This is a genomic window from Embleya sp. NPDC050493, assembly GCF_044458105.1.
Classification (GTDB): Bacteria; Actinomycetota; Actinomycetes; order Streptomycetales; family Streptomycetaceae; genus Embleya.
On record NZ_JBITHP010000002.1, the window covers coordinates 50,995 to 73,510 of the forward strand.

Consider the following 22,516-nt stretch of genomic DNA (forward strand, 5'->3'; position numbering starts at 1 on the left):
CCCCCCCCCCCCCCCCCCACCCCCCGCCCCCGCCCCCCCCCCCCCCCCCCGGCCCCCCCCCGCCCCCCCCGCCGGGCCCGGGGGGGGCCCCCCCCCCCGCGGGGGGGCCCCCCTTCCGCGTACCGGTGTGGGTGCCGGCTACCGCGGTGCGTCGGTGAGGTCCGTGATCCGGCCGCCGGCCAGTGGGACGCGGTACCAGACGTCGATCGTGGAGTCGCCGAAGTGTTCGGTGACGATCACCGTCGCGCTGCCCGCGCCGCTGCCCTCGTAGTGGACGTCGCGGCTCTGCGGGGTGTTCTGGGCACGGAAGACCGGGTCGGCCATGTTCTGTTCGGCCCATGCGTCCAGGCGGGCGTTCAGCTCGGGGGTGAGGAACTCGTTGCGGACCTCGGTCGGGTCCATGTTCGGGTTGGTGCCGTTGACGGCGGACAGGTACTGGTCGTAGAAGGCGGTCACCTTCTCCACGACACCGATCTGTCGGGACTGATGCGCGCCGGGCGGTGCACCGCCGTCGGCGGCGAGTGCCGGAGCGGCGGCGCCGGCGGAGAGGAGGAGTCCGGCGGCCAGTGTGATGGCGGCCGTACGGCGAATCCTGGCGGTCATGTCGACCTCCGCTTGCTCGGGGATGTGCCCTTGCACCGATGGAGACGCCCAACCGGTGGGGCGGGTTGCGACATTTTGCCCGGCTTTACCATTCGGGAATCGATCCGTACCCGTTCAGGTGCCGTCGGGCGTCCCGGCCAGCGCCTCTTCCGCGTCGTCCAGTACGGACTGCGGCAAGCGGGTGTAGGAGAGCAGCCGGCCGCCCGAATCGCGGATCCGGGTCGCCACCTCGCGGGCCCAGATGTTCTCCACGAACAGCACGACCACCAGCGAGTCGGGCGGCATGACCTGCCCGATCTGATCGGCGTCCTCGTCCCCGGCCAGCCCCAGCATCTCGCGCGCGGCCAACTCCGCCGCCATGTCGCGCAGCCCCTCGAACTCGCTGACCTCGTGGCTGCTCACCTCGCCCGAGACGTCCTTGACCACGATCAGCGCGTCGATCAACCGCACGTCCCCGCGCTCCTCGACCGACTCGAACGCGTCCAGCACGGCCGAGGTCAGCCGTTGGCCCGGAAAGCCCAACACGATGGCGTCGACGGGTCCCAACTCGGCCATGCTTCCTCGTCTCGGGGAGTAGGTGCGGCGGTGGAGAGTGGATGCGGCAGTGGCAAGCGGGTGAAGCGGGTGAAGCGGGTGAAGTGGGTGCGGCGGTGCGAGGCGCGGCTGCGGCGGTGAAGCGGAGCATGCTCGCAACTTCGTTCCCGTTCCCGCTTCGCGCACATTCATGTGTCGCCGCGCGACCCCACCCGGATCCGCCGGACCCGGCCCCGGTCCCGATCCGCACCGGGCTCACCCCTCGTACGCGACCACCGATGCCGCCCGCTTCGGGGCGTCCGTGCGTTGCCACTGCCCGAGGTACACGTTGCCCTTCGCCGGTACCACCCGTGAGGACACCTCCGCCGGCAACACGACCTGCCAGGCCGGTTTGCCGGTCTTCACCTCCAGTGCGAACAGTCGGGCGCCGTCGTCGCCGGTCGCGCCGGTCGACGTCGCGTCCATCGAGACGTACACCTTGCCGTTGGCCACGACCGGCGTCTCCAGCGCGCCGTGTGAGGGCATCTCGCGCTTCCAGACGACATTGCCGGTCTTCGCCTCCAGCGCGTAAACGGCGCCCTTTGCCACCGACGTGGCCGGTCCGTTCGTGGGCGACGCGGTGCCGGTGGCGGAGGGCAGCACACCGGCCTGCGGCTTGGAGGGGTGGCTCGCCACGTAGACGACGTCGCCCACCCGGGTGATGCCGGTGACGTTGCGGGTCTCCATCTCGTGCTTCCACGCCTGCGCCCCGGTGAGCGGGTCCACCGCCACCACGCCGGACCTGGCCTCGTCGTCGGACGCGTCGTAGACCAGGAAGGCGGTGTCGCCGGCGAGGGTGAGGCCGTTGCAGGATCCGCCCTTGACCGGGATCGGACCCCAGATCGCGGCGCCGGTGTTCGCGTCCCGGGCGTAACGCTGCCAGGTGTACACGCCGTTGCTCCGGCCGGAGGTCACCAGCGCGAGCACCCGATCGCCGGCCGGCACCACGTTGCGACCCCACGGGCAGTCCTTGAACGGGATTTCCCACTGGTGAATGCCGGTGCGGTCGTAGGCGTGGATCACCGCCGGGTTCGAGGAAGTCCTGGGCTCGGCCAGCACGTAGACCAGGCCGCCGGCGAACACCGGGGTCGCCGGCAGTCCCGTGTCCCGGGACATGTCCGCCTTCCACATCTCCCGGTGCGTGGCCGCGTCGATCGCGACGATCCGCCCGGGGCCGGCGCCGAACGTGTTCGCCTCGGCGACGCCCAGATACAACGATCCGCCGTCCAGGCCCGCCGGCAGGTTGACCCAGCGGGCCGCGTATTCCAGGGACCAGCGTTGTTCGCCGTCGACCGGGTCGAAGGCGTGCACGGTGCAGGTCGAGGGCTGGGACGGCTCCGGGACGGACGCGGAGGTGTCCACCGTCCAGGAGACGACGAACACGTGGTCCTTCGTGGTCAGCGGTGCGGACACCGAACTGCCGGCGGTGGCCTTGCGCCAGACCTGCTTGCCGGACTCCGCGTCGATCGCGGTGACCTGGCCCTTGCCGCCGCCCGTGCCCTCCGCGACGTGGTAGACGAGCTCGCCCTGCACGCTCAGCGAGGAGCCGGCGGCGGGGCCGGCCTGGTACGACCACACCTGCTTGCCCGGGTTCGTCTCGTCGCCCATCAGCAGCCACCCGATGCCGCCGCCCGCCGCGGCCACGGCGCATGCGCCGCTGCCGAACAGGAAGGTTCGGCGGGCCAATGCCTTCTTTCCGATCGGCGGGTCCGGGACGTCCCCGGTCGGCGGGTCCGGCAGGCCGACGGTCGGCGGCAGGCTCGGCTGGGGCGGTGGGCCGGACCCATCGGGAGCGACCGGCGTGCCCGGGCCGATGGGTGCTGCCCGGGTCGTCGCGGCGGATGGGCCGTTGTCCGCCCCGATGCCCAGGGCCCGAGTCGGCGGCTGCGGGGCGTCGTTCGCCACCTCGACCGGCGTTGTCGGATCGCCCAGGTGCCGCCGCTCCAGCTCGGCGGCGAGTCCGGCCGGCAACCACGAAGTCGCGGACGGCGGTTCGTCGTCGCCCATGCAGCGCTCCAGCACGGCGATCGGCTCGGGCCGACGGGTCGGGTCCTTGTCCAGGCATTCGGCGAGCAAGTCCCGGACTCCGTACGGCACATCGGTCAACGACGGTTCCTCGCGCAGCACCCGCAACATCATCTGCAGCTGCGGCAGCGGCGGATCCTGATGGAACGGCCCGCGCCCGGTGGCCGCGTACACCAGCACCGAGCCGAGCGAGAACACGTCGCTCGCCGGCCCGAGGGCTCGGCCCGCCGCCTGTTCCGGCGACATGAACGCCGGCGACCCGACCACGCGACCCGTCCCGGTCAGTCCCTGGCCGCCGTCGTCCACCGCACGCGAGATGCCGAAGTCGATCACCCGCAACCGATCCCGGCCGAGCACGACATTGGACGGCTTGAGGTCGCGATGGATCAGGCCGGCGCGGTGGATCGCCATCAGCGCCTCGGCCAACTGCGCGCCCAGGACACGCAGCGCGCCCTCGGGCAGCGGGCCGTACCGGGTGATCGCCTCGGACAGCGACAGTCCGGTCAGGTATTCGGTGGCCAGCCACGGCGGTTGCGCGTCCGGGTCGGCCTCGGCGATCGGCGCGGTCCACGCGCTGTCCACCCGCCGGGCAAGGTCTATCTCGCGCCGGAAGCGGTCCCGGAAGCCGTGGTCCGTCGCGAACTCCGGGCGTACGGTCTTGACCGCGACCCGAACCCCGCTCGGAGACGTGCCGAGGAACACCTCGCCCATCCCGCCCTCGCCCAACCGGCCGCGCAGCCGATACGGCCCGAGCCGCGTCGGATCCCCGTCGCGCAGTGCTTCCATGACCACCGTTCCCCGTTCCGGTCGTACAGGAGAGGCCACTTTAGCCGCCGCGCGGAAGCGGGAATCAGGTGCTTCCCCCTCGGAAATACTGTCGCCAGATCTGGATTTGCCGGGTCTCGGCGTGATCCGGACCCAGCACTCGGGTGAAGTCGGCGATCAGCGGGTCGTACAGGGCCAGCGCCTCGCCGCGATAGCCCGCGAGGCCGCGATTGACCGCGTGTCCCGCGCGGGCGACCAGCGATTCCAGGCAGTCCGCGCCCAGGATCCGGATCGAGTCCAGGGCGAGCGCGCCGTACATCGCGGCGGCCCGGAGCGGATCGCCGGACTCGCCGGTGAACCGGGCCTGGAAGCTGCGCGCGGTCAGCGTGCTCTCCGCCTCGGCGCCCAGCGCGCGGGTCATGTCCGCCACGAGTTGGGTGAACAGGGCGACCGCGCGCGGTGGTTCGCCACCCTCGCCGGTGAATCGGGCGTGACACAGCCGCATGTCCAGGGTGACCCAGTCGCCGGCGCCCAGGTGTTGCGCGGCGACCGGGATCAGGCCGGCCAACAACTGGGCGGCGCGCCGGGGATCGCCGTCCAGGCCGACGAAGTGGGTGTATGCGCGGCGGATGTTGAGCGTGTCGCGATCGGTGCCCCCGAGCACCCTGCTCGCGACCTCGCCGAGTTGGTGGTAGAGCCGGACGGCCGCCGCGGGATCCTCGCGCATCCCCCACTCCCAGACGACGCCCACCTGTTCGTTGATGCGGGAACGCGAGGGATACGGCTCTTCGAGCGGACGAGGGGGCCGCACGATGCGGAAAGGCGAATCCATGCTCACCTCCGAAGATGTCGCATCCGAGTGTGCGACTTGCGCCCGGTCCACCGGTAGGGGTCGGTTGCCGTGCTTCGTCGTCCTTGGTCGTCCTTCGGCGTCCTTCGTCGCTCGTTCGGTGGACCGCGCACGATTGTGGGGGTGGGCGACGTTTCCTCCGGGGGCGGTGGCGGAAATACGGTATTCGTACATCAGTTCGAGTTATCGTGTTCGAATGGCGCGCTCGGACTTTCGATGCGGTTCGATTCGAAATGCGCGGATAAAGACCTCAAATAGCGTCAGAAGCCGCACTGGGTACGCCCGTTCGAGGTCGGTTGGATGATCTGTCCGTTTATAGGCGCGTCGTTCGACGCACCAGACCCGGCACTCGCATACAGTTCGGTCGAGTGGAGGATGACGAGATAGCCCGGACGGGGCCGGGACGAGCGGACGCGGAGGTGCCCATGGGCGCATTGCGCAAGGCCGGCTCGTGGCTCGGGATCGGTTCGGGGGACGTGGACGACGACCTGTACCGCACCGGCGCGGGTGCCTACGAGACCGGTACATACGACGCGGAGGACGACGACACGGGGTCGCGCTGGGTCTACGACGACGAGCCCGAGGAGTCGCGTTCGCGCGCCTTGGAGGGCAGCGTGGTGCCGGCGTCGGAGGTGTTCGCCGCGCGGGCAGCCGCCTCGGAGACGCCGGCCCGGCCGAGCACGCGGATCGCCGTCGTTCACCCGAAGAGCTACCACGAGGCCAGAGCGATAGGCGAATACTTCCGGCAGGACATTCCGGTCGTGATCGACCTGACGGCGATGGACGAGTCGGACGCCAAGCGGGTCGTCGACTTCGCCTCGGGGCTGACCTTCGGCCGACGCGGTGCGATCGAGCGGCTGGCGAAGCGGGTCTTCCTGCTCATGCCGGCCGACGCGCGCCTGTTGACGGGGGACCCGACCCAGCAGAACCACGACGGGTTCTTCAACCAGGCGTAGCCGGCGGGCAGGTGTGTGGCCGGCGGGCGGGTGCGGTCGGTTTTGGTTGGTGTTCGGTGTGGTCGGCCGCCGGGTGTGGTCGGCGGCTTGGACCGGCCGCCGCCGTGCACGACAGGACGGACCCGGGCCCGGGTGGGGCCGGGTCCGTACGTCGTTCAAAGGTCGAGTCGGTCCAGGTCGGCGGGTGTGTCGATGTCGAACGGATCGGCGACGTCGGCACACTCGATCAGCCGTAGCCGAGCGCGCTGTTCGGTGAGCAGGACCCGGGCGCCGGCGTCGCCTTCGGCCGTGCGGGCCAGTTCGGGCCACCAGGCGCGGCCGAACAGGACGGGGTGACCGCGCTTGCCGGCGTAGGCCGCCGCGATCAGGTCCTCGGGCGTGCCGGAGGCTGCGATCAGGCGTGCGACGGCGGGGGCGCCCACGCCGGGCATGTCCACGAGGGTGACCACGAAGGCCTCGGCGTCGGCGGGCAGAGCGGCGACTCCGGCGGCGAGCGAGGAGCCCATGCCGCTCGCCCAGTCGTCGTTGCGCACCACGACGGCGCCGCCCAGATCCGCCTCGGCCAGCACGGCGTCGGCCTCCGCCCCGAGCACCACCACGACCCGGTCGCACCCGCCGCGCAGCAACTCGCCGACCCCGAACTCGACCAGCGGCCGTCCCCGGTGCCGCAACCGAGCCTTGGCCCGACCCCCGAGCCGCCGCCCACCCCCGGCGGCCAACAACAACCCGACCACATGACTCACGGGCGCTCCTTCCTGTCGGACGACGCCGCCCCTCGCTCGGGACTTCGTATCCTCACGCTTCGCTCCGGGTCGCGAAGTCCACGCTTGCGGCTTCGCGGCTCTCCGAGTGTCGCGCGTCGATCACGGGGGCGGGCAGAGTCGAGGGTGCTGATGCGCCGGGGGAGTGGGGCAGTCTGCCATGGTCACGGGTGGGGCGCGTTTGCCTGGGCGGGTCGTGAGGGCGGCGAGTGGGGCCTGCGGGGGACGTGAGGAGCGAATCGGGGTGGTCGGCATCGGGTGGGTGCTTGGCGCAGCCGATCCATCCGCACGCTGCCGGACCCGGTGGGTTAGCGCGGAGCGGGTGGGATCGAGCGCTTGCCGGCCGTGACCCGCCGGGCCGCATCGGCCGCCCGGCGCAGTCGACGCGACAGCCGCGCCCCGATCAGCACGCCCACCCGGCACCGCAGACCACCACGCACACCGCGCCGAGCATCAGGACCCGGTCCAGCGAGGCCAGGTCGCCGGTCCGGTCCCGGTAGCTGGATCGCAGCGACAACCCGTGCCCGTCCACCCCGACCGCCGCCCAGATCCGGCCGTCGGACGGTTCGGTGGCCCGATCGCCGCCGGGTACCGCCTGTCGCGGCGCCCTGGGTAGTTGCGGATCGTCCACCCGGCTGCCGAACGTGGGCTGCCCGGTCCGGGCGAACTCGCGCAGGGCCAGGTCGATCCGGTCTTGTTGCGCAGCCGCTGCACGTGCACGTGCACCACGCGCGTGTCCCCGCCCCACGCGTATTCGCACACGCCTTCGAGCAGGGTGTCCCGACTGAGCACCGTGCCCGGCGACTCGGCGAACCGCAGCAGCAGCTTCATTTCGGTCGGCGTCAGTGCCGGCACTGCGCCACCCCGACGCACCTGGACGCCGTCCGGGTCGATCTCCAGGTCCCCGAAGCGCAGCGGCCCCGGGTCCGCGTCCGGACCCTCGGTACGCCGCGTGCGTCGCAGCAGGGCCCGGATCCGCCCAGGCCTCGTGGACCGGACCCGCGTCGCCGACTCACCCCGGCTCTGCGGGAGGACTTCCTGCGATAGCCGCCGACCCGCCCTCCCGCCGGCCGGCCCGTGTGCGAGTGCGAGGACAATGCGACCCGGGCGGGGGCGCCACCGGGGAGGGGCTGGGCGATGCGGAGCGGGTCGAGCGGGTCGAGCGGGTCGCGTTGGTCGACGCCGCGGGTGGCGGCGCAGGGACCACCGCCACCGCGCCCACCGCGGCCGCGGTCCGGAATGCGCGGGTGGGCGCTGCTCACGGTGCTCGCCCTGGCCGTCGTCGCCGGGGATCACGCGCTCGCGTTCCGAGAGGCGCTGACGGGTCGCCAGTACGACGGGGACGACGGACCGCGATGGATCGTCGGGCTCGTCGTCGCGGGCGTCCCGTTCCTGGCCTGGGTGGCCGTCATGCGGTCCGATGCCCTTTTCCGCCCGGGTGAACCTCCCCGGGAGCTGACCCGATCGGCGATCGCGCCCTGGCTGATCCCGGTCCACCAGTGGTGGGCCCCCTTCGGCCTGATGCGGGCGATCGTGGCCGCCACCGCCACCGCCGCGTGGTTGCGGGCCGTACTGCGGGCGTGGTGGACGTTGTGGATCGGGATGTGGACGGCCTGGTGGACCTCGGTCGGAGTGGGCCTGTCCGCGGACTCCGCGGGCCGTGGCGCCGACGCCTGGGTACGCGGAGCGGACGCGACCTTTCGCGCGGTGGCGGTGCTCGCCGCGCTCGCCGCGATCGTGCTGGTGGGCGGGCTGACCCGGGCCCGGGCCGGTTGCCGGGCGGAACCCGCGGTGGAACGGACCTGGGCGGAACTGCACGGGGACGGACTCGACTTCGCGAGCCGTGCGTCCGTCGTGGCCTGTTGCTTCCTGGCGCTCCCGGTGTGCTGGGTCGGCTCGGTGTACGTGGCCACCGGCCCGCTCTCGGTCACCCTGTCCCACGACGAATTCGTCGGCACCTGGCACGACACGGCCGGCGCCGTGGTGACGCTGACCGCCGACGGGCGATTCGTTGCGCACGGCCTGCCCGGATTGCCATGGCAGCGGAGCGAGCCCGACCACCTGCCCGTGCCGCTCGGTGAGCGGTGGTCGGGAGAGGGCCGTTGGACGTACGAGAAGGGTGCGCTCACGCTGTCCGGGCCGGCTGTCGACGGCTCGCAGTCGCCGTCTGCCCCGCGGGAGTTCGCCCTGGAGGCTCTGCGGCCACGCGGCTCGCACGGACATCCCCGTCTGTTCACCGAGATCGGCGATCCGGACCGGAGCCTGCGCTACGAACTGCGCAAGGGCTGAGGAGCGACGCCGGTCCGGCACGGCCGCTCGGCCGAGGTCGACCCACTTCCGGGGTGGTGTGTTGCCGACTACAGTCGTGACTCGTCGTGGGGGCGGGGGTGCGGTGTGTCATCCGATGATGCGATGCGGCGGCGGACGCGGGAGCGGGAGCTTCGGGAGCGGGCCGCGGTGGCTCGGCGGGAGGCCCGGAGGTCGGCCGGCTCGGAGGGGGAGCGGCGGGTCGTCGCGCAACTTCTCGTGTTGACCGGTCAGGGCTGGCGGTTGCTGATCGACCGGCGGTGGCCGGGGGCCGAGAGTTCGCCCGCGGGTCTGCTGGCGGTGGGTTCGGGCGGGGTGTTCGTGATCCACGTCGAGGACGAGCCGGCCGCTCCGGAACCGGTCGACGGATGTCTGCGGGTCGACGGTCGAAGCCGCGAGCACGTGGTGGACGCCCTCCTCGCCGCCACCCGGAGCACCGAGTCCGCCGTCCAGGAACTGGGTCTGGCGCCGATCGCCGTCGAACCGCTGATCGTCTTCGCCGGTCACCCCGTGGACCGGCGGCTTGGTCGGGTCCGGCTGCTCGGCGAACGCGAGGTGGCTCCCGCGCTGGCCGGCGCCACGCACAAGCTGAGGGCCGCGACCGTGCGTGCCGTCGCCGAGCACTTGGGTCGAGCCTTTCCGCACCACCGGCCGTGGGCGATCCCGCCGCCCGATCGGCGCGAGGCCGGTCGGGTTCGCGAGGTCGCCGAGGAACCCGCCCTGTTCGACGGTGAAGCGCTGCTGGCGGCGACCCTCGACGCCGAGCGGCGCGGCCCGATCGAGCAGTGGATGACGGTGCTGCATCCCGACCAGGTCGGCCTGGTCCGGCGCAACTGGACCGGTCCCGCCCGGATCAGCGGCCCCGCCGGCACCGGCAAGACCGTGGTCGGGCTGCACCGCGCCGCGCACCTCGCCCAGCGCAGCACCGGACGGATCCTCTATGTCACCTTCGCCAACAACCTGCCACGCGTGCAGGGCACGCTGTTCCGGGTGATGGCACCGCGAGTCGCCGAGCGGGTGGACTTTCGGAGTCTGCACGCCTGGGCACGGGAACTGCTCGCCGAACGCGGTGTCCGCGTCCGGCTGGACAGCGGCACGGCGGACACCGCGTTCGGCCTGGCCTGGTTGCGATCGCGTCGCGAAGGCCGCCTCCCGGAGCTGTCACCCTCGCCGAAGTACTGGCAGGACGAGATCGAGTACGTGATCAAGGGCCGCGGCATCACCGATTTCGCGCAGTACGCGGCGCTGCCCCGCCGCGGCCGAAAGACCCTGCTGCGCAGGTCGGACCGGGAGGCGGTCTGGGCCCTGTACGAGTTGTACGAGCAGTTTCGGATCGAGCGCGACGTCCACGATTTCGGGGATGTCCTGCGGATGGCCCTGGAGGAGGTGCGCCGCGAGCCGGGGCGTACCTCCTACACCTCCGTGATCGTCGACGAGGTGCAGGATCTGACCCTGGTCGGGGTGCAGCTGCTGCACGCTCTGGTGGGTGACGCCCCCAACGGTCTGCTGTTGATCGGCGACGGGCAACAGGCGGTCTATCCGGGCGGATTCCGACTGGCCGACGCGGGCATCGACATCCGCGGCGACCGGGGCCAGGTGTTGCGGGTCAACTACCGCAACCGGGAGCGGGTGTTGCGGACCGCGTTGGCCGTGGTCGCCGACGACGACTTCGAGGACTTCGACGGCGATCGGCTCTCCGGGCGCCGCGATGTCGAACTCACCTACCACGACGGCGAAACCTTCGAGGGCACCTGGCCGACGGGCGCCGAACACGACGGCGCGCTGGTGGCCGCGCTGCGCGCGCTCGCGGACGCCGGGGCGATCGGCGACGCGGCCGTACTGTGCCCCTCCCGCAAGGACATCGAGCACTACCGGCGCCTTTTGACCAAGGCCCGGCTGCCGGTCCTGGCGTTGGAGAGCTACCACGGCGTGGAGGCGAACGCGATCAAGCTCGGCAGCTATCGCCGGGCCAAGGGACTGGAGTTCAAGCACGTGTTCCTGCCCAGGTACGACGCCGCGGTGCGAACCGCCGGAGCGCCGGGCTTCGTCGACGCAAGCGAGGCGGTCCTGGCGGAGCACCACGAGTTGGCACGCAGGCAACTGTTCGTGGCGATCTCACGCGCCCGCGAGTCGGTCTGGAAGGGCCGGATCGGCTGACCGCCCCCCGATCGCCGACGGCCCCGGCCCCACCGGACGCCCACCCCCCCGGCGCGTCGGCGCCCCCGACTCAGGCCACCCCACCCCGCCCCGCCGCACAGCGGGAAAGAGAAAGCGCCCCCTTACGAGCGCTCGCGCCGAAGGCGCACGACGAGAAGGGCCCACCGGAAACCGGCGGGCCCTTCTCGGTGTTGCCGCTGTGCGCCGCCAGGGACTCGAACCCCGGACCCGCTGATTAAGAGTCAGCTGCTCTAACCAACTGAGCTAGCGGCGCTTGCTGCGAGAGAAATACTACCCGATGTTCGGGACCGCTCTCACCCGGGTTTTCCGGTGCACGCGGTCTCACCATCGGTGACGATCACGTTACGGGGACGGGTTCGTCGGGTGCGCTCCCCGCAGTTGGTGTGGCCGAGTACCGTGCTGCTTGTACGTCGTCGCGACCGGTGCCGTCGGCCCGGTCGTGTTCGCGGGGGAGACGCCATGTCGGATGCCGGGGCGGTACGGGCGTTCCGGTCGGCCACGCATCGGGAGGGCGGGGTGGAGCCTCGACTCGTCGCGATGCGGGACTTTCTGGCCAACGCCTCCGACGTCGAGGTGGCCCGCAACCGGGGACTGATCGAGAGTCAGGTCGAGGCGGTCGCCACTCAGCAGGCGGAGACCGCCGCGCGGATGCTCGCGGACGTGCTCGCACGCGATCCGCAGGGCCGGTACCCGCGCGCGGTGGACGCGGTGCTGCGCTGGTGGGTGGTGCAGCCGGGCGACGGTTTCGTCGAGACCTGGAGCACCCTGGAGCAGGCGCTGGCGAACGGGCCGCGCCCGCTGGAGCGGGCGCTCCTGGAGGTGCTCGGCGGCCTGGACCCGCGGGCGCCGGTTCGGCACTGGCGGGTGGCCGCCACCTCGCGCGTGCTGGAACGCCTGGAGGAGCGCTTCGAACAACCCTCCCGACACCTCGACCACGACCTGTGGCGGCTGCTGCCGGTGGTCGCGCCGCCGGGTGCGCCGACCGGGCGCGGCGACTGGGCGTGTGTGCTGGGCGATCGCGCGGCGGCCCGGGGCGAGGAGAGCGAGGCCCGGACGTGTTACCGGCTCGCCTTCGAGCGGGGGTGCGCCGCGGCGGCCCCGCGGCTGGCCCACCGACTCGCCGTCGAGGGGCATCGGGAACTGGTCGGCGGCGACCCGGGCCGGGCGGTGCGGTTCCTGTACGAGGCGGCGATGCTGGACCCGGACCACGCGGAGTACGGCGAGTTGCACCGGGCCGCCGTCGCGGCTCGGGACGGTCGACCGGCCGCCGGCACCCGACCCGGTTCGGCGGCGGCCCTGGTGCCGGCGGCGGCGGAGCTGCTGGAGCGCGGCGACGACATGGGTGCGGTCCGGCTGCTGCGGCGCGGCCTGCGCGAGGCCGAGGACACGGACGCCGGCGGGCCGGATCCGGACATGTGGCCGGTGCGGTTGTTGCTGGGCGCGTTGGAGGACCACGACGCGATGGTGGCCGGCGCGGCACGCGACCTGTTCGAGCGACACGGCGCGGCCTGGTCCCGGCGTACCCCGCTGGGGCCCGGCCTGGTGCTGCACCGGGTCGCCCGGGCCGACCCCGAACTGGCCGCCGCGCTGGTGGAGTCGTTGCCCGCCGAGCTGCGCTCCGGGCGGCTCGGCCGGGCCGTCTCGACGGCCGCCGCGTACCGAATACTGGCCTCGGGTGTACGCGCCCTGGGCGCGGGCAGGCCGGAGGTGGCCCGGGCCCGGGCGGACCTGGCCGAGCGACTGCTCGACGGCGACGAGGCGTGAACCGGCGCGACGTGGACGGCCGGCGAGGCGGGGGAGACGAGGACGTGGACACGGACATCCTGGGGGTGCCGGAGCAGGTGTTCGACAGCGCGCTGCTCGCGGCCACCCGTCGGTTCGCCGGCGCCGCCGCGGTGGCGCGCGAACTCGGCGCGGACACCGTCGAGGTCGCGCACGCGCTGATCGCGCTGGCCCGGATCGACGGCGGGCGCGCGGCGGGTCTGTTCGACCGCCAGGGCATCCCGCCCGACGTGCTCGCGGCCGGTCTGCTCGGCGCCGGCGGACTCGGCGGCGGGTCCGCCGGCGGCGCCGGCGCGGACCCGGGCCACAACGGTCGGTCGGCCGCCGGCCTGCTGGGCGGGCTGCCGGTCACCGGCGATCTGCGGCTCGCCTTCACGGCCGCGGCCGACACCGGATACGTCGACGAACGTGCGCTGCTCGCCGAGTTGTTGCCGCGGCTGGAGGTGGGCGCGGTGGACCTGCTCGTCGGCTACGGCCGGGTCGACCTGGCCGCCTGGCAGGCGGAGGTGGCGGCGCCGCGCCCGGCGGTCGAGGTGCTGCGGGCCGACGGGACGATCGATCCCGGCCCGTTCGGCCCGGGGGCCCGCCGGGTGCTGGCGATGATGGCGACCGAGGCGGCCGGTCTCGGCCATGAACGCTGCGGCATCGCGCTGCTGCTGCACGCACTCGCCACCACCCCGGGCGGCCTGCTCGAACAGGCCTTCCTGTTCCTGCGCCGCGACGTGCGGGCACTGCGCGAACAGACCATCGCGCTCACCGGCACCCGGGGCCGCGCCGCACCGGGCACCGGGCCGGCCGGGCCGGACGAGTCGCTGCGGTCGACCCTGCGCCGGGCGGCGACCTTCGCCGCGACCCGAGCCGACCCGGGTACCGGCCCGGGCGCCGACCCGCAGATGGCCGGCCCGATCACCGAACGCGACCTGCTCGCCGCGCTCCTGGACACCCCCAGCGGGCTGGCGGCCGGCTTCTTTCGTGACATCGGCCTGGATCTGGACCGGCTGCGCCGCTTCGCCGACACCTACTACCGCGAACCCGCCGAGCCCGAGCCGACCCGAGCCGCCGAACCGCTCTCCCCCGAGGAGGCGGTGCGCTGGGTCCGGTCCCGGCTGATCGGCCAGGAGAGCGTGGTCGAGCGACTGGCCTTCCACGTCGAGCTGATCAAGCGCTCGCTGGCCCGCGGCTTCCGACCGGACGACCGACCGCGTGCGGCGCTGCTGCTGTGCGGCCCCAGCGGGTCGGGCAAGACGATGACCGCGCGGCTGCTCGCCCAGGTCGTCTACGGCTCGGAGGACGACGTCCTGGTCTTCGAGATGGGGCAGTTCAGCGCGCGCGAGTCGATCAACAACTTCATCGGCGCGCCGCCCGGCTATGTCGGGTTCGGCGAGGGCAAGTTGACCAACGGGCTGCGCGACGACCCGCGCCGGGTCTTCCTGTTCGACGAGGTGGAGAAGGCCGACGCACGGGTGCTCGACGCGCTGTTGCGGCTGCTCGACGAGGGTCGGATCAGCGACCCGGCCGGCCCCGTCCGCGAGGCGCACGACGCGGTGGTGATCCTGACCACGAACCTGGGCGCGACCCACTCGGCGGCCGAGGCGGTCGAGGACGACGTGGACAGCGTGGAGAACCTGATCGGCTCGATCCTGGCCGAGGGCTCCACCGGCAACACCGCGGCGAGCGCGCGACTGCGCCGCACCATGGAGGGGTTCTTCCGGCCCGAGTTCCTCAACCGCGTGGACGAGGTGATCCTGTACTCGCCGTTCGGCCCCACCGAACTGCGCGGGATCGCCGAGAACGGCCTGGTCCGGCTCGCCGCGCGGCTGCGCGCACAGATCGGCGTCGAACTGCGCTGGACCGACGAGGCCGCCGACCACATCGCCACCGTGGCCTGGCGCGGCCGGCCCGAGGAGGCCGCACGCGGGGTCAACCGGTGTGTCAACGCGGTCGTGCCGAGCATTCTGCGGCTGCTCGACGAGGGCGACGCGGCGGGCCGGCCGATTACCTCGGTCCGGGTCCGGGTCGCGGCGGACACGCTCGTGGTGGGGAGCGGCGATGACTGACCGGGCGACGCTGCGCGCGTTCGCCGCCCGGCTGCGCGAACACGGAGTCGGCGAGGACACGGTGGACGGCGACGCGTACGCCAGTCTGGGCAGCGGCGGCGATGCGCAACCGTGGAGCGCGCGGGCCGAGGAGTTGTGGACGAGCGGCGGCGGCTCGTGGCGCACCCACCATCTCGCGGTGGCGCTGCACGCGCGGGCCTACGACTTGGAGGCGGCCGGTGATCCGGAGGCCGCATTCCCGTACTGGAAAAGGGCGTTGGCGCACTGGGCCGAGCTCTACCACGACAGTGCGTTCTGGGACCGGATGCACGAGCACCTGGAGGCGGTCGGCGGGACCGAGGTGCCGGCGGCGACCGTGCAGGAGGTGCGCGAGCGGTTGCCCCGCGACCTGCTCGCGCCGCATCTGACCCTGGCCGCCGAGCACCGCCTCCACGATCCGCTGCGCGCACGCGCGCACGTGGACCTGGTCCGCGAGTCCGGCTTCCCGCGCTCGGCGGTCCTGGGGGCCCGGGCCGACCTGGTGCGCGAGGTGCTGGCCGAGGCGTCCCGCGACGTGGAGGAGGGCCGCTTCGACGAGGTGGTCGAGCTCCTCGCGTCGTGGCTCGCGGTGGACCCGGGCAACCTCGGGCTGGCCCGGGCCCTGTTGTACGCGGCCCGGCGGCATATCGAGATCGTGGTCGCCGCACCGGGCTGGGCCCGAAAGATCGAGCCGCTGGTCGAGCGGGTGGCCCGGTTGGTGCTGCCGGCCTGGGACGAGATCGGCACCCCCGAGGGCTCGTTCGCGGTCGAGCTGGCCAGGCACGAATACTGGCGCGGGATCGTGGTGCGCGAGCTGGAATCCGGCCCGGCGACCGAACCCGCCGCGCTGGAACAGGCCACCCTGCGCTCGGGCCGGCACCTGCTGCGCGCGCTCGAACTCGACCGCGACCTCGCGGTCAAGAACATGTACCGCGACGTGGAACAACTCGCCGCCGAGGAATGGGCCCTGGCCGCCACCGCCCGACAACGCCAGGGCCTGCCGGACGGCCATGTCCGGGACGCACTGCGCCGGGCGTTGGCGATGTCCGCGCCGGGGCCGTGGGGCCGGCTGTTCATGGCGCGGGTGCTGATCAACCTGCACACCGTGCGGCCGGACGACCTGGCCACCGCCCGCCGGCTCGCGGACGAGGTGGCCGCCGATCCGGAGGCGAACCAACCCGACATCGTCAACGCGCTCCGCGGGGTCGTGCTGTCCCTGGCGTCGGCGCGCGGGTCCGAATGGAGTTGAGCGCCCGATGAGCAGCGCCGCGAACGAGAACGCCCGGGAGAACCCCTGGGCCTGGCAGGCGGGTCGAAACCCCTATCGGGGCACGGCGTTTCAGATCCTGGACCTGGATCCGGACCTGGCCGGCCGGGCGGCGATCAAGGCCCGGGTGCGCAAGCGCAGACAGCGGATCGCCCGCAGTGCGGACCGCTTCCCGGTGCACGGGCGGGTACTCGGTGCGGCCGAGGTCAACGCGGCGGAGGAGGCGCTGGCCGACCCGGCCGGGCGGCTGCTCGCCGAGCTGCTCACCCATCGGCCCGAGCGGCCCGGGCCGGATCCGGCCGAACAGGCCGAGGAGTTGGCCGAGGAATTCGCCGAGCTCGACCCGCCGGAGTCGACCGGCCCGGCCAGGATCGGGATCGACCGGCGTGTGTTCGCCGGCCTGGTGCCGGCTCCCGCGCCGCGCGAGTTCGTACCGTTGTGGACGGAAGAAGGGGCGCACTGATGGCAGCGACACCCGAACGGGGCCCCCTCGCGGCGGACCCACCGACGGAGCCGGCGGATCCCGCGCCGGACCCGATGGCGATCACCGAGACCGAACGGCCGGTCCCCGAGCGCCCGCTCGATCCGCCGTTCGCGCTGGTGTACGACGTGGTGCGGGGTGCGGCGCGGGAACGCGAGTCGGGCCGCGAGGAGATGCGCAAGCGACTGGAGTCGACGCACGAGCGGTACATCGGCCTGGCCGCGGATGCCGCGGTCGCGCTGCACGAACTGCGCGGCAGCCTGGAGGGTGAGCCGGTGCCGACCGTACTCGCCTCGATCGCCCGGCGGTTCGCCACCGCGCTGGACCGGGCGGGGGTGCGGTTCGACGATCCGGTGGGCGAGGCGTACGCGGCGGTGGGGCGTCGCGTGGACGTCGCGCACGCGCCCGACAGCGGCGACGAGGGCGCGATGATCGTGACCAAGACGCTGCGGCCGGGTGTGCTCCTGGACGACGGCGAGGTGATCCGGCGCGCCCAGGTCGTGCTGGGCTTCGTGCCCACCCCGGCCCGGCGCGAGGCTGCGGCACACGCGCACGGCGAGCGGAGCCCGGGCGGGGAGGTGGCGGACGAGCCGGGGGCGCCGGACGGGCCGACGGCGCCGACCGGGCCGGAACCGACGATCGCACCGGGTGGGTCGGCCGCCGCCGAACCGCCGCACGACGGGCCTGATTCGGCGGCATCGGAGCCGGCCACGCCGCAGCGCGACTCCTCGCACGGCGCGACCAACTCGCGTGATGCCGGCGACCGGAGCGACGCGAGCCGTCCGAACGACGCGAACGATGCGAACGACGCGAGCCACGAGAAGGCCGCGAGCCCCCAGAGCCCGGCGAACGAACCGAACGACGCGAACGACCCGAACGACGAAGGCGGTACCACCAGATGAGCATCGTGGTCGGCATCGACCTCGGCACGACCAACTCGTGCATCGCCATACCGGCCGACGCGGAGGTCCCCGGGAAGGAGGAGCTGATCGCCGCCCGCCGGTTGCGGCCGGTCGGCGACTCGCTGATCGTGGCCAATCCGGACCGCTCGCCGACCACGCCCTCGGCGGTGTGGATCGATCCGAGCGGCAGGGCGATCGTCGGCCAGTTGGCCAAGAACAAGGCCCGGCTGCCGGGTGCGCCGCCCGCGATGTTCTTCAAGCGCAACATGGGTACCGACCAGGTGGTCACCGCCGGACACGCGCGACTGACCCCGCTGGAGGCGTCCACGCACATCCTGCGCCACCTCAAGCAGGTGGCCGAGGAGACCCTGGGCGTGCCGGTCGAACGCGCCATCGTGACCGTGCCGGCGTTCTTCGAGACTCGGGCCAAGAACGAGACCACGCGCGCGGGGCAGGCGGCCGGCCTGGAGGTGGTCGAGACGCTGATCGAGCCGGTGGCCGCGGCCCTCGCCTACACCCACGAGCGGGCCCGCGAGCTGACCGAGCCGCAGACGTTCCTGGTCTACGACCTCGGCGGCGGCACGTTCGACACCTCCGTGGTCACGTGGGATCCCGAAGTGGGCTTCGAGAACCGCTCGTTCAGCGGTGACCGCTACCTGGGCGGGTTCGACTTCGACCGCCGGATCGTGTCCTGGATCGCCGCCCAACTGCCCGAGTACGATCTGGCGATCGACACCGAGGACCCCGCCGACGGGAAGGTCGAGGCGCAACTGCTCTCGGTCGCCGAGGGGGCCAAGCACGACCTGTCCCGCTATCCGGAGACCGAGATCGTCAGCCAGTACTGCGAGGACCGGCGCGGCACCCCGATGAACATCGGACTGCCGATCCGCCGCGAGGAGTTCGAGGAGATGATCGCGGACCGGATCCGCGGCACGCTGGAGGACTGCGATCGGGCGCTGCTGCGGGCCGGGATGACCGCCGCCGACCTGGACGAGATCGTCATGGTCGGCGGTTCGTCCCGGATCCCGCTGGTGGCCACGATGCTCACCGAACACTTCGGGCGCGGGCCCCGGTTGCTCAACCCCGACCTGTGCGTCGCGCTCGGCGCGGCCCTCAAGGCCGCGAACGTGCCCAGCCGCAGCGGACACCTGGAGCTGGACCGGCCCGAGGCGCTGCCGCCGGAGACCGACATCGGCGGTCGGGTGCTGGCCGGTCCGCAACTGGCCTCGCCGGCGGGCGCGCAGGTGCTGCTCGGCTCGCACGACGGGCGGGTGCAGCTGGCCGAAACGGCCGATGCCGAGGGCCGATTCCTGTTCGCCGACGTGCCGTTGCGCGAGGGCGAGAACGGTTTCACCGTGCAGGTCGTGGTGAACGGGCGGGAGATCGAGGCCCGGCAGCTGCTGATCGAATCCGACGGCAAGCCGCGTTCCGACGCGACCGGCGACGTGCTCGCGCACGATTTCTCGGTCGAGTTGGTGGACGGCCTGCACGTGGTGGTCCGGGCCGGGACGATGGTGCCCTACCGCACCGATTTCCGGCTGGAGACCGCGTCGCAGGGGTCCAGTCTGCGAGTCGGCCTGGTCGAGGGCCTGGTGCCGATCGGCGAGGTCTCGATCCGGGACCTGCCGACGGATGTGCCGGTCGGCTCGACGGTCGAGGTGACGCTCGAATTCGAGGCGGGCTGGAGCATCCGGGCCGAGGCACGACTGCCGCAGGTCGGCGCCGAGGGCAGCGCGGTGATCGACATCCCCCGTCGGGAGATCCCGGGCTGGCCGGAACTGGCCGAGCGGCATCGCCAGGTGCTGACCGGCTGGGCGGAGAAGCGGGACGCGATTCCGGCCGCCGACGCGATCCGGGTCGGTCCGGCACTGGACCGCCTGCTCGCCGAGATCGCCGAACTGGTCCGGGACCGGGTCGACGCGGGCAAGACGCACCACAAGATCCTGGAGGCGGAGACGCTGGTCCAGGGCCTGCGGGTGGCCACCACGGCGGGCAGCGCGCTGAACCCGGCGATCGGCGAGTTCGAGGACAACCTGGCCTTTCTGGCCCGACTGGCCGACCGGCTGGTGGATCACGACCCGGCCGAGGCGGAGCGCTTCCGCGGCGCGATCCCGGGCCTGCGGGCGACCGGTCGGGCGGCCTACGCGGCGGGCAACAAGATGGACTGGCACCTGGCCAACGAGGCGGTGCGGGACCGGATCAACGCGGCCGAGCGCATGCTGCACGGCGGCCGCTCGCCGCAGCAGTTCACCGCCGCCGAGTTCCAGGTCGCGGTGCTTCAGGAGGTCGAGCACCTGCGCCGCTCGATCCAGGAGATGGACCAGGCATCAGCCGGCCGGCACCGGGCCGACGCGGACGGCTACCTGCGTGAGCTGGACACCATCGCCGAGGACGCCGCCGAGGTGGACGTGCGCGACGAGGCGGCGGGCAATCGCCGGCTGGTGGAGATCTATCGAGGTCGGATCATGCCGCTGCGGGCCCGGGCGGACCGCTGGATGGAACAGATCCGGGAGGGCTCCCCGCACATCGGGCTGCGGCTCCCGAAGAGCTCCCTGGAGAAATGACATGGCGTTCGCGATCACCTGCCCCCTGTGCCGCCGCCGGATCGCCGACCTGACCGAGCGCTGCCCGGCCTGCGGCGGCGACCTGGGCGCGCTCGCGGGCCTCGTCGAGTTGGCCGACCGGCACTTCAACGACGCGGTGCGCGCGGCGCGCCGCGGCCGATGGAACACCGCCGCCGAACACCTGGCGGTCACCCTCGCGCTCAACCCGGCCGACGCCGAGGCCCGCCGACTGCTCACCAAGGTCCGCTACCACCAGGACCCGAAGACCCTCCCGGACCGCCTGTGGCGCAAGGCCCGCACCCGCCTGCCGTACGGCGAACGCCTGCCGCCGGCGCTGCCGCGCGAGGCGGACCTGCGCCGCTTCCTGGAGGAGGCGGGCAGAAGGCTGGCGGTGGCACGAAAATCGGAGTGACGGCCGGGCGGATCGGCGCATACCGTGCCGGACCGGCCATGGATGCCGGGTCTTGCGACCTACCATGGGTGACGTGGATCGCGAGGAGTTCGAGCGGTTGACCGCCATCGCCGACAGTGTGCGAACGCCGACCAACTACAAGATCGAGATCAGCGACGGCACGCTCGTGATGACGACCGGCCCATCCGGCATCCACGAGTTCATCGTGCGTCGCCTGCGCATGCGCATCGAGCGCGGAATCGCCGGTCGCGACGAGTGGGCCGGGATGGCGGTGCACGGCGGGATGGACGTCCTCGACGACACCAACCTGATAAGGCGCAACCCGGACGTGTGCGTCTTCCCGGAGGACGACCTGCTCACCGTGGAGAACCACGTCCCCGCCGCCGATTTGCGGCTTGCCGCCGAGGTCGTGTCGCGGTCGAATCCGGAGAACGACTGGGAGGCCAAGCTGCGCGACTACCCGCGTATGGGTATCCCGGTCTACCTGATCATCGACCCGCGCCAGGGCACGATCACGGTGAATTCCGAGCCGAAGGGCGGCCGGTACACCGCGCGGGCGGCCTACGCGTTCGGCCAGGACGTGCCGCTTCCCGGCTTCGGTTTCTCGATCACGACCGCGGACTTTCCCACGTACCGAGGGGCGGCCGAGGCACCTCACAACATGTGGTCGGCCGTCAGGAGGATGGCGTGCAGGTCGATGGCCGCGTCCCAGGTGGCCCATGTGGAGAGCGCGGCGCCGCCGAGGGCGACCAGGGTGGCCGCGCCGGGGCGGCTCCACGGGGTGGGCCAGCGGTCGGCCGGGGTCGGCGCGAGCAGGGCGGCCACCCGGCGCGGGACCGGGCCGCCGGTCGCGGCCATCGCACCGCGCGGCGTGACCGGCCCGGCCAGCGCGGCCTTGCCCACCGCATGCGCCACGACCCGACGATCGCCCACCACGCGCGCCGCGGCCTCGTCCGCGCAGCGCTCCAGCGCGTACGCGATCGCCGTACGCATCGGCCGCAGCAGCGGATGCGCGCACATCGCCAGCGTCGCCACCAGCAGAACCCGATCGTGCCGGCCGCTCAGATGTGCCCGTTCGTGGGCCAGCAGCGCCCGTCGCTCGTCCGCGTCCAGCCGGGCCAGCATCGACGCCGAGACCACGATCCGAGGCCGGCGCCCGGGGAGCGCGAACGCGGTCGGCGGCCCGGTGGGCAACACGGTCAACTCCGTGTCGCCGGCCGCCGCGACCCCCGCGCGCAGCACCGCGAGCGCGCGCCGCCGACGCCACGACACGACCGCCGCGCACACCAGGGCCGCGGTCAATGCCGCGCTCGCCAGCGAGCCGATCACCTGGACATTGGGAATGGAGGCGCGCACCTGCGGGTCCGACCAGTGGTCGGGCAGCGGTACGCCCGGGAGTTGCGCGGTGCCCACCACGGTCAGCAGGCCCAGGCTGATGGTCGCGCACAGCGCCAGTACCGAGGTCAGCGCGGTGAGCAGGCCCACCACGCGGCGCGGCGCGAGATGGTCGACCGCGAGCCGGGCCACGGGTACCGCGGTTATCGGCAGGAGCAGCGGCAGGTAGACGATCCAACGCACGCGACTACGACCCGCCCTCTTCCAACAACCGACGCAGCAGCGCCTCGTCGTCGGTGGACAGGTCGGAGACGAACCGCGCGAGCACCGCCTGCCGGTCGCCCTCCTTGTCCAGCACCTGTCGCATCCGCCGTGCGGCCAGCCCCGCCTCGTCGTACATCGGCGCGTACACGTACGAGCGGCCCGACCGGGTGCGCCGGAGCACGCCCTTGTCGTGCAGGCGGGACAGGATGGTCACCACCGTCGTGTAGGCCAGCTCGCCGGACAGTTGCTCCTGGACCGCGCCCGCACCCATCGCCGTCGGCGACGTCCACAGCAGCGACAGGATCTCGGACTCCAACTCGCCGGGGCCACGCCGCGCGGGCGGTCCGCCTGCTCTGCTTTCGGTCACTTCGGCCTCCGGTGGATGGGCACAGCGCCCCGGCAGCCTAAACGGTCGT

The 22,516-nt window shown here is 72.9% G+C and carries 18 protein-coding genes, 1 tRNA gene and 2 pseudogenes; 11 read left to right on the forward strand and 10 right to left on the reverse strand.

Features of this window, described 5'->3' with window-relative positions; genetic code table 11:
* Positions 1-138: 138 nt before the first annotated feature.
* From ACIBM5_RS03580 to ACIBM5_RS03595, 4 genes are all read right to left on the reverse strand, one after another.
* Positions 139-603 (reverse strand): hypothetical protein, encoded by a 465-nt coding sequence (locus ACIBM5_RS03580; protein ID WP_396005152.1) that lies wholly within the window; start codon positions 601-603, stop codon positions 139-141.
* Positions 604-717: 114 nt separating this feature from the next.
* On the reverse strand, positions 718-1,158 hold the full coding sequence (locus ACIBM5_RS03585; protein WP_396005153.1) for a DUF6325 family protein: 441 nt from the start codon (positions 1,156-1,158) through the stop codon (positions 718-720).
* A gap of 234 nt (positions 1,159-1,392) precedes the next feature.
* Positions 1,393-3,987, reverse strand: a complete 2,595-nt coding sequence (locus ACIBM5_RS03590; RefSeq protein ID WP_396005155.1) for a PQQ-binding-like beta-propeller repeat protein — start codon at positions 3,985-3,987, stop codon at positions 1,393-1,395.
* A gap of 64 nt (positions 3,988-4,051) precedes the next feature.
* Positions 4,052-4,798, reverse strand: coding sequence for a hypothetical protein (locus ACIBM5_RS03595; protein ID WP_396005157.1), 747 nt, complete (start codon positions 4,796-4,798; stop codon positions 4,052-4,054).
* A 443-nt stretch (positions 4,799-5,241) separates the two neighbouring features.
* Between ACIBM5_RS03595 and sepF the strand changes: the two genes are divergently transcribed.
* A complete protein-coding gene (gene sepF / locus ACIBM5_RS03600; RefSeq protein ID WP_391583050.1) occupies positions 5,242-5,772 on the forward strand; it encodes a cell division protein SepF in 531 nt (176 codons plus the stop codon).
* 155 nt (positions 5,773-5,927) lie between these two features.
* Here the strand turns inward: sepF and ACIBM5_RS03605 are convergent, their stop codons facing one another.
* The 3 genes and pseudogenes from ACIBM5_RS03605 to ACIBM5_RS03615 all read right to left on the reverse strand — a co-directional run.
* Entirely contained in the window at positions 5,928-6,515 is a 588-nt protein-coding gene (locus tag ACIBM5_RS03605; RefSeq protein WP_396005158.1) for an NTP transferase domain-containing protein, read from the reverse strand.
* A 421-nt stretch (positions 6,516-6,936) separates the two neighbouring features.
* Positions 6,937-7,281: a hypothetical protein gene (locus ACIBM5_RS03610; RefSeq protein WP_396005741.1), complete on the reverse strand. Its 345-nt coding sequence runs from the start codon at positions 7,279-7,281 to the stop codon at positions 6,937-6,939.
* Positions 7,221-7,511, reverse strand: a pseudogene (locus ACIBM5_RS03615) (winged helix-turn-helix domain-containing protein); the annotation flags it as partial. The gene ACIBM5_RS03610 and the pseudogene ACIBM5_RS03615, both read right to left, overlap by 61 nt.
* Before the next feature lie 261 nt (positions 7,512-7,772).
* Between ACIBM5_RS03615 and ACIBM5_RS03620 the strand changes: the two are divergent.
* Both ACIBM5_RS03620 and ACIBM5_RS03625 read left to right on the forward strand, forming a co-directional pair.
* The gene (locus tag ACIBM5_RS03620) at positions 7,773-8,822 is read left to right on the forward strand and encodes a DUF4328 domain-containing protein (RefSeq protein WP_396005159.1); all 1,050 of its coding nucleotides are present in this window, start codon (positions 7,773-7,775) and stop codon (positions 8,820-8,822) included.
* 123 nt (positions 8,823-8,945) lie between these two features.
* Positions 8,946-10,997 (forward strand): UvrD-helicase domain-containing protein, encoded by a 2,052-nt coding sequence (locus ACIBM5_RS03625; protein WP_396005160.1) that lies wholly within the window; start codon positions 8,946-8,948, stop codon positions 10,995-10,997.
* A gap of 200 nt (positions 10,998-11,197) precedes the next feature.
* On the opposite strand, the gene ACIBM5_RS03630 is transcribed toward ACIBM5_RS03625, so the two are convergent.
* Positions 11,198-11,271 (reverse strand) — tRNA-Lys (locus tag ACIBM5_RS03630).
* A 206-nt stretch (positions 11,272-11,477) separates the two neighbouring features.
* Between ACIBM5_RS03630 and ACIBM5_RS03635 the strand changes: the two genes are divergently transcribed.
* The 8 genes and pseudogenes from ACIBM5_RS03635 to ACIBM5_RS03670 form a co-directional block, all read left to right on the forward strand.
* The gene (locus tag ACIBM5_RS03635; protein WP_396005161.1) at positions 11,478-12,782 is read left to right on the forward strand and encodes a hypothetical protein; all 1,305 of its coding nucleotides are present in this window, start codon (positions 11,478-11,480) and stop codon (positions 12,780-12,782) included.
* A gap of 44 nt (positions 12,783-12,826) precedes the next feature.
* On the forward strand, positions 12,827-14,857 hold the full coding sequence (locus ACIBM5_RS03640; protein ID WP_396005162.1) for an AAA family ATPase: 2,031 nt from the start codon (positions 12,827-12,829) through the stop codon (positions 14,855-14,857).
* Positions 14,850-16,124 carry a hypothetical protein gene (locus tag ACIBM5_RS03645; RefSeq protein ID WP_396005163.1) on the forward strand — a complete coding sequence of 425 codons (1,275 nt, stop codon included), beginning with the start codon at positions 14,850-14,852 and terminating at the stop codon, positions 16,122-16,124. Before ACIBM5_RS03640 ends, ACIBM5_RS03645 begins: the two co-directional genes overlap by 8 nt.
* A 7-nt stretch (positions 16,125-16,131) precedes the next feature.
* Entirely contained in the window at positions 16,132-16,605 is a 474-nt protein-coding gene (locus tag ACIBM5_RS03650; RefSeq protein ID WP_396005164.1) for a hypothetical protein, read from the forward strand.
* The gene (locus tag ACIBM5_RS03655; protein WP_396005165.1) at positions 16,605-17,525 is read left to right on the forward strand and encodes a hypothetical protein; all 921 of its coding nucleotides are present in this window, start codon (positions 16,605-16,607) and stop codon (positions 17,523-17,525) included. Before ACIBM5_RS03650 ends, ACIBM5_RS03655 begins: the two co-directional genes overlap by 1 nt.
* A complete protein-coding gene (locus tag ACIBM5_RS03660) occupies positions 17,522-20,089 on the forward strand; it encodes an Hsp70 family protein (protein WP_396005166.1) in 2,568 nt (855 codons plus the stop codon). The genes ACIBM5_RS03655 and ACIBM5_RS03660 overlap by 4 nt, the downstream gene beginning before the upstream one ends.
* Position 20,090: 1 nt before the next feature.
* Complete coding sequence (locus ACIBM5_RS03665; protein WP_396005167.1) at positions 20,091-20,501, forward strand: hypothetical protein; 411 nt, start codon at positions 20,091-20,093, stop codon at positions 20,499-20,501.
* A 64-nt stretch (positions 20,502-20,565) separates the two neighbouring features.
* Positions 20,566-21,105: pseudogene (locus ACIBM5_RS03670) on the forward strand (Uma2 family endonuclease); the annotation flags it as partial.
* Between the two features lie 50 nt (positions 21,106-21,155).
* Here ACIBM5_RS03670 and ACIBM5_RS03675 read toward each other — a convergent pair.
* Both ACIBM5_RS03675 and ACIBM5_RS03680 read right to left on the reverse strand, forming a co-directional pair.
* Positions 21,156-22,079 (reverse strand): M56 family metallopeptidase, encoded by a 924-nt coding sequence (locus ACIBM5_RS03675; RefSeq protein WP_396005168.1) that lies wholly within the window; start codon positions 22,077-22,079, stop codon positions 21,156-21,158.
* A gap of 4 nt (positions 22,080-22,083) precedes the next feature.
* Positions 22,084-22,467: a BlaI/MecI/CopY family transcriptional regulator gene (locus ACIBM5_RS03680; protein WP_391583037.1), complete on the reverse strand. Its 384-nt coding sequence runs from the start codon at positions 22,465-22,467 to the stop codon at positions 22,084-22,086.
* Positions 22,468-22,516: the final 49 nt, after the last annotated feature.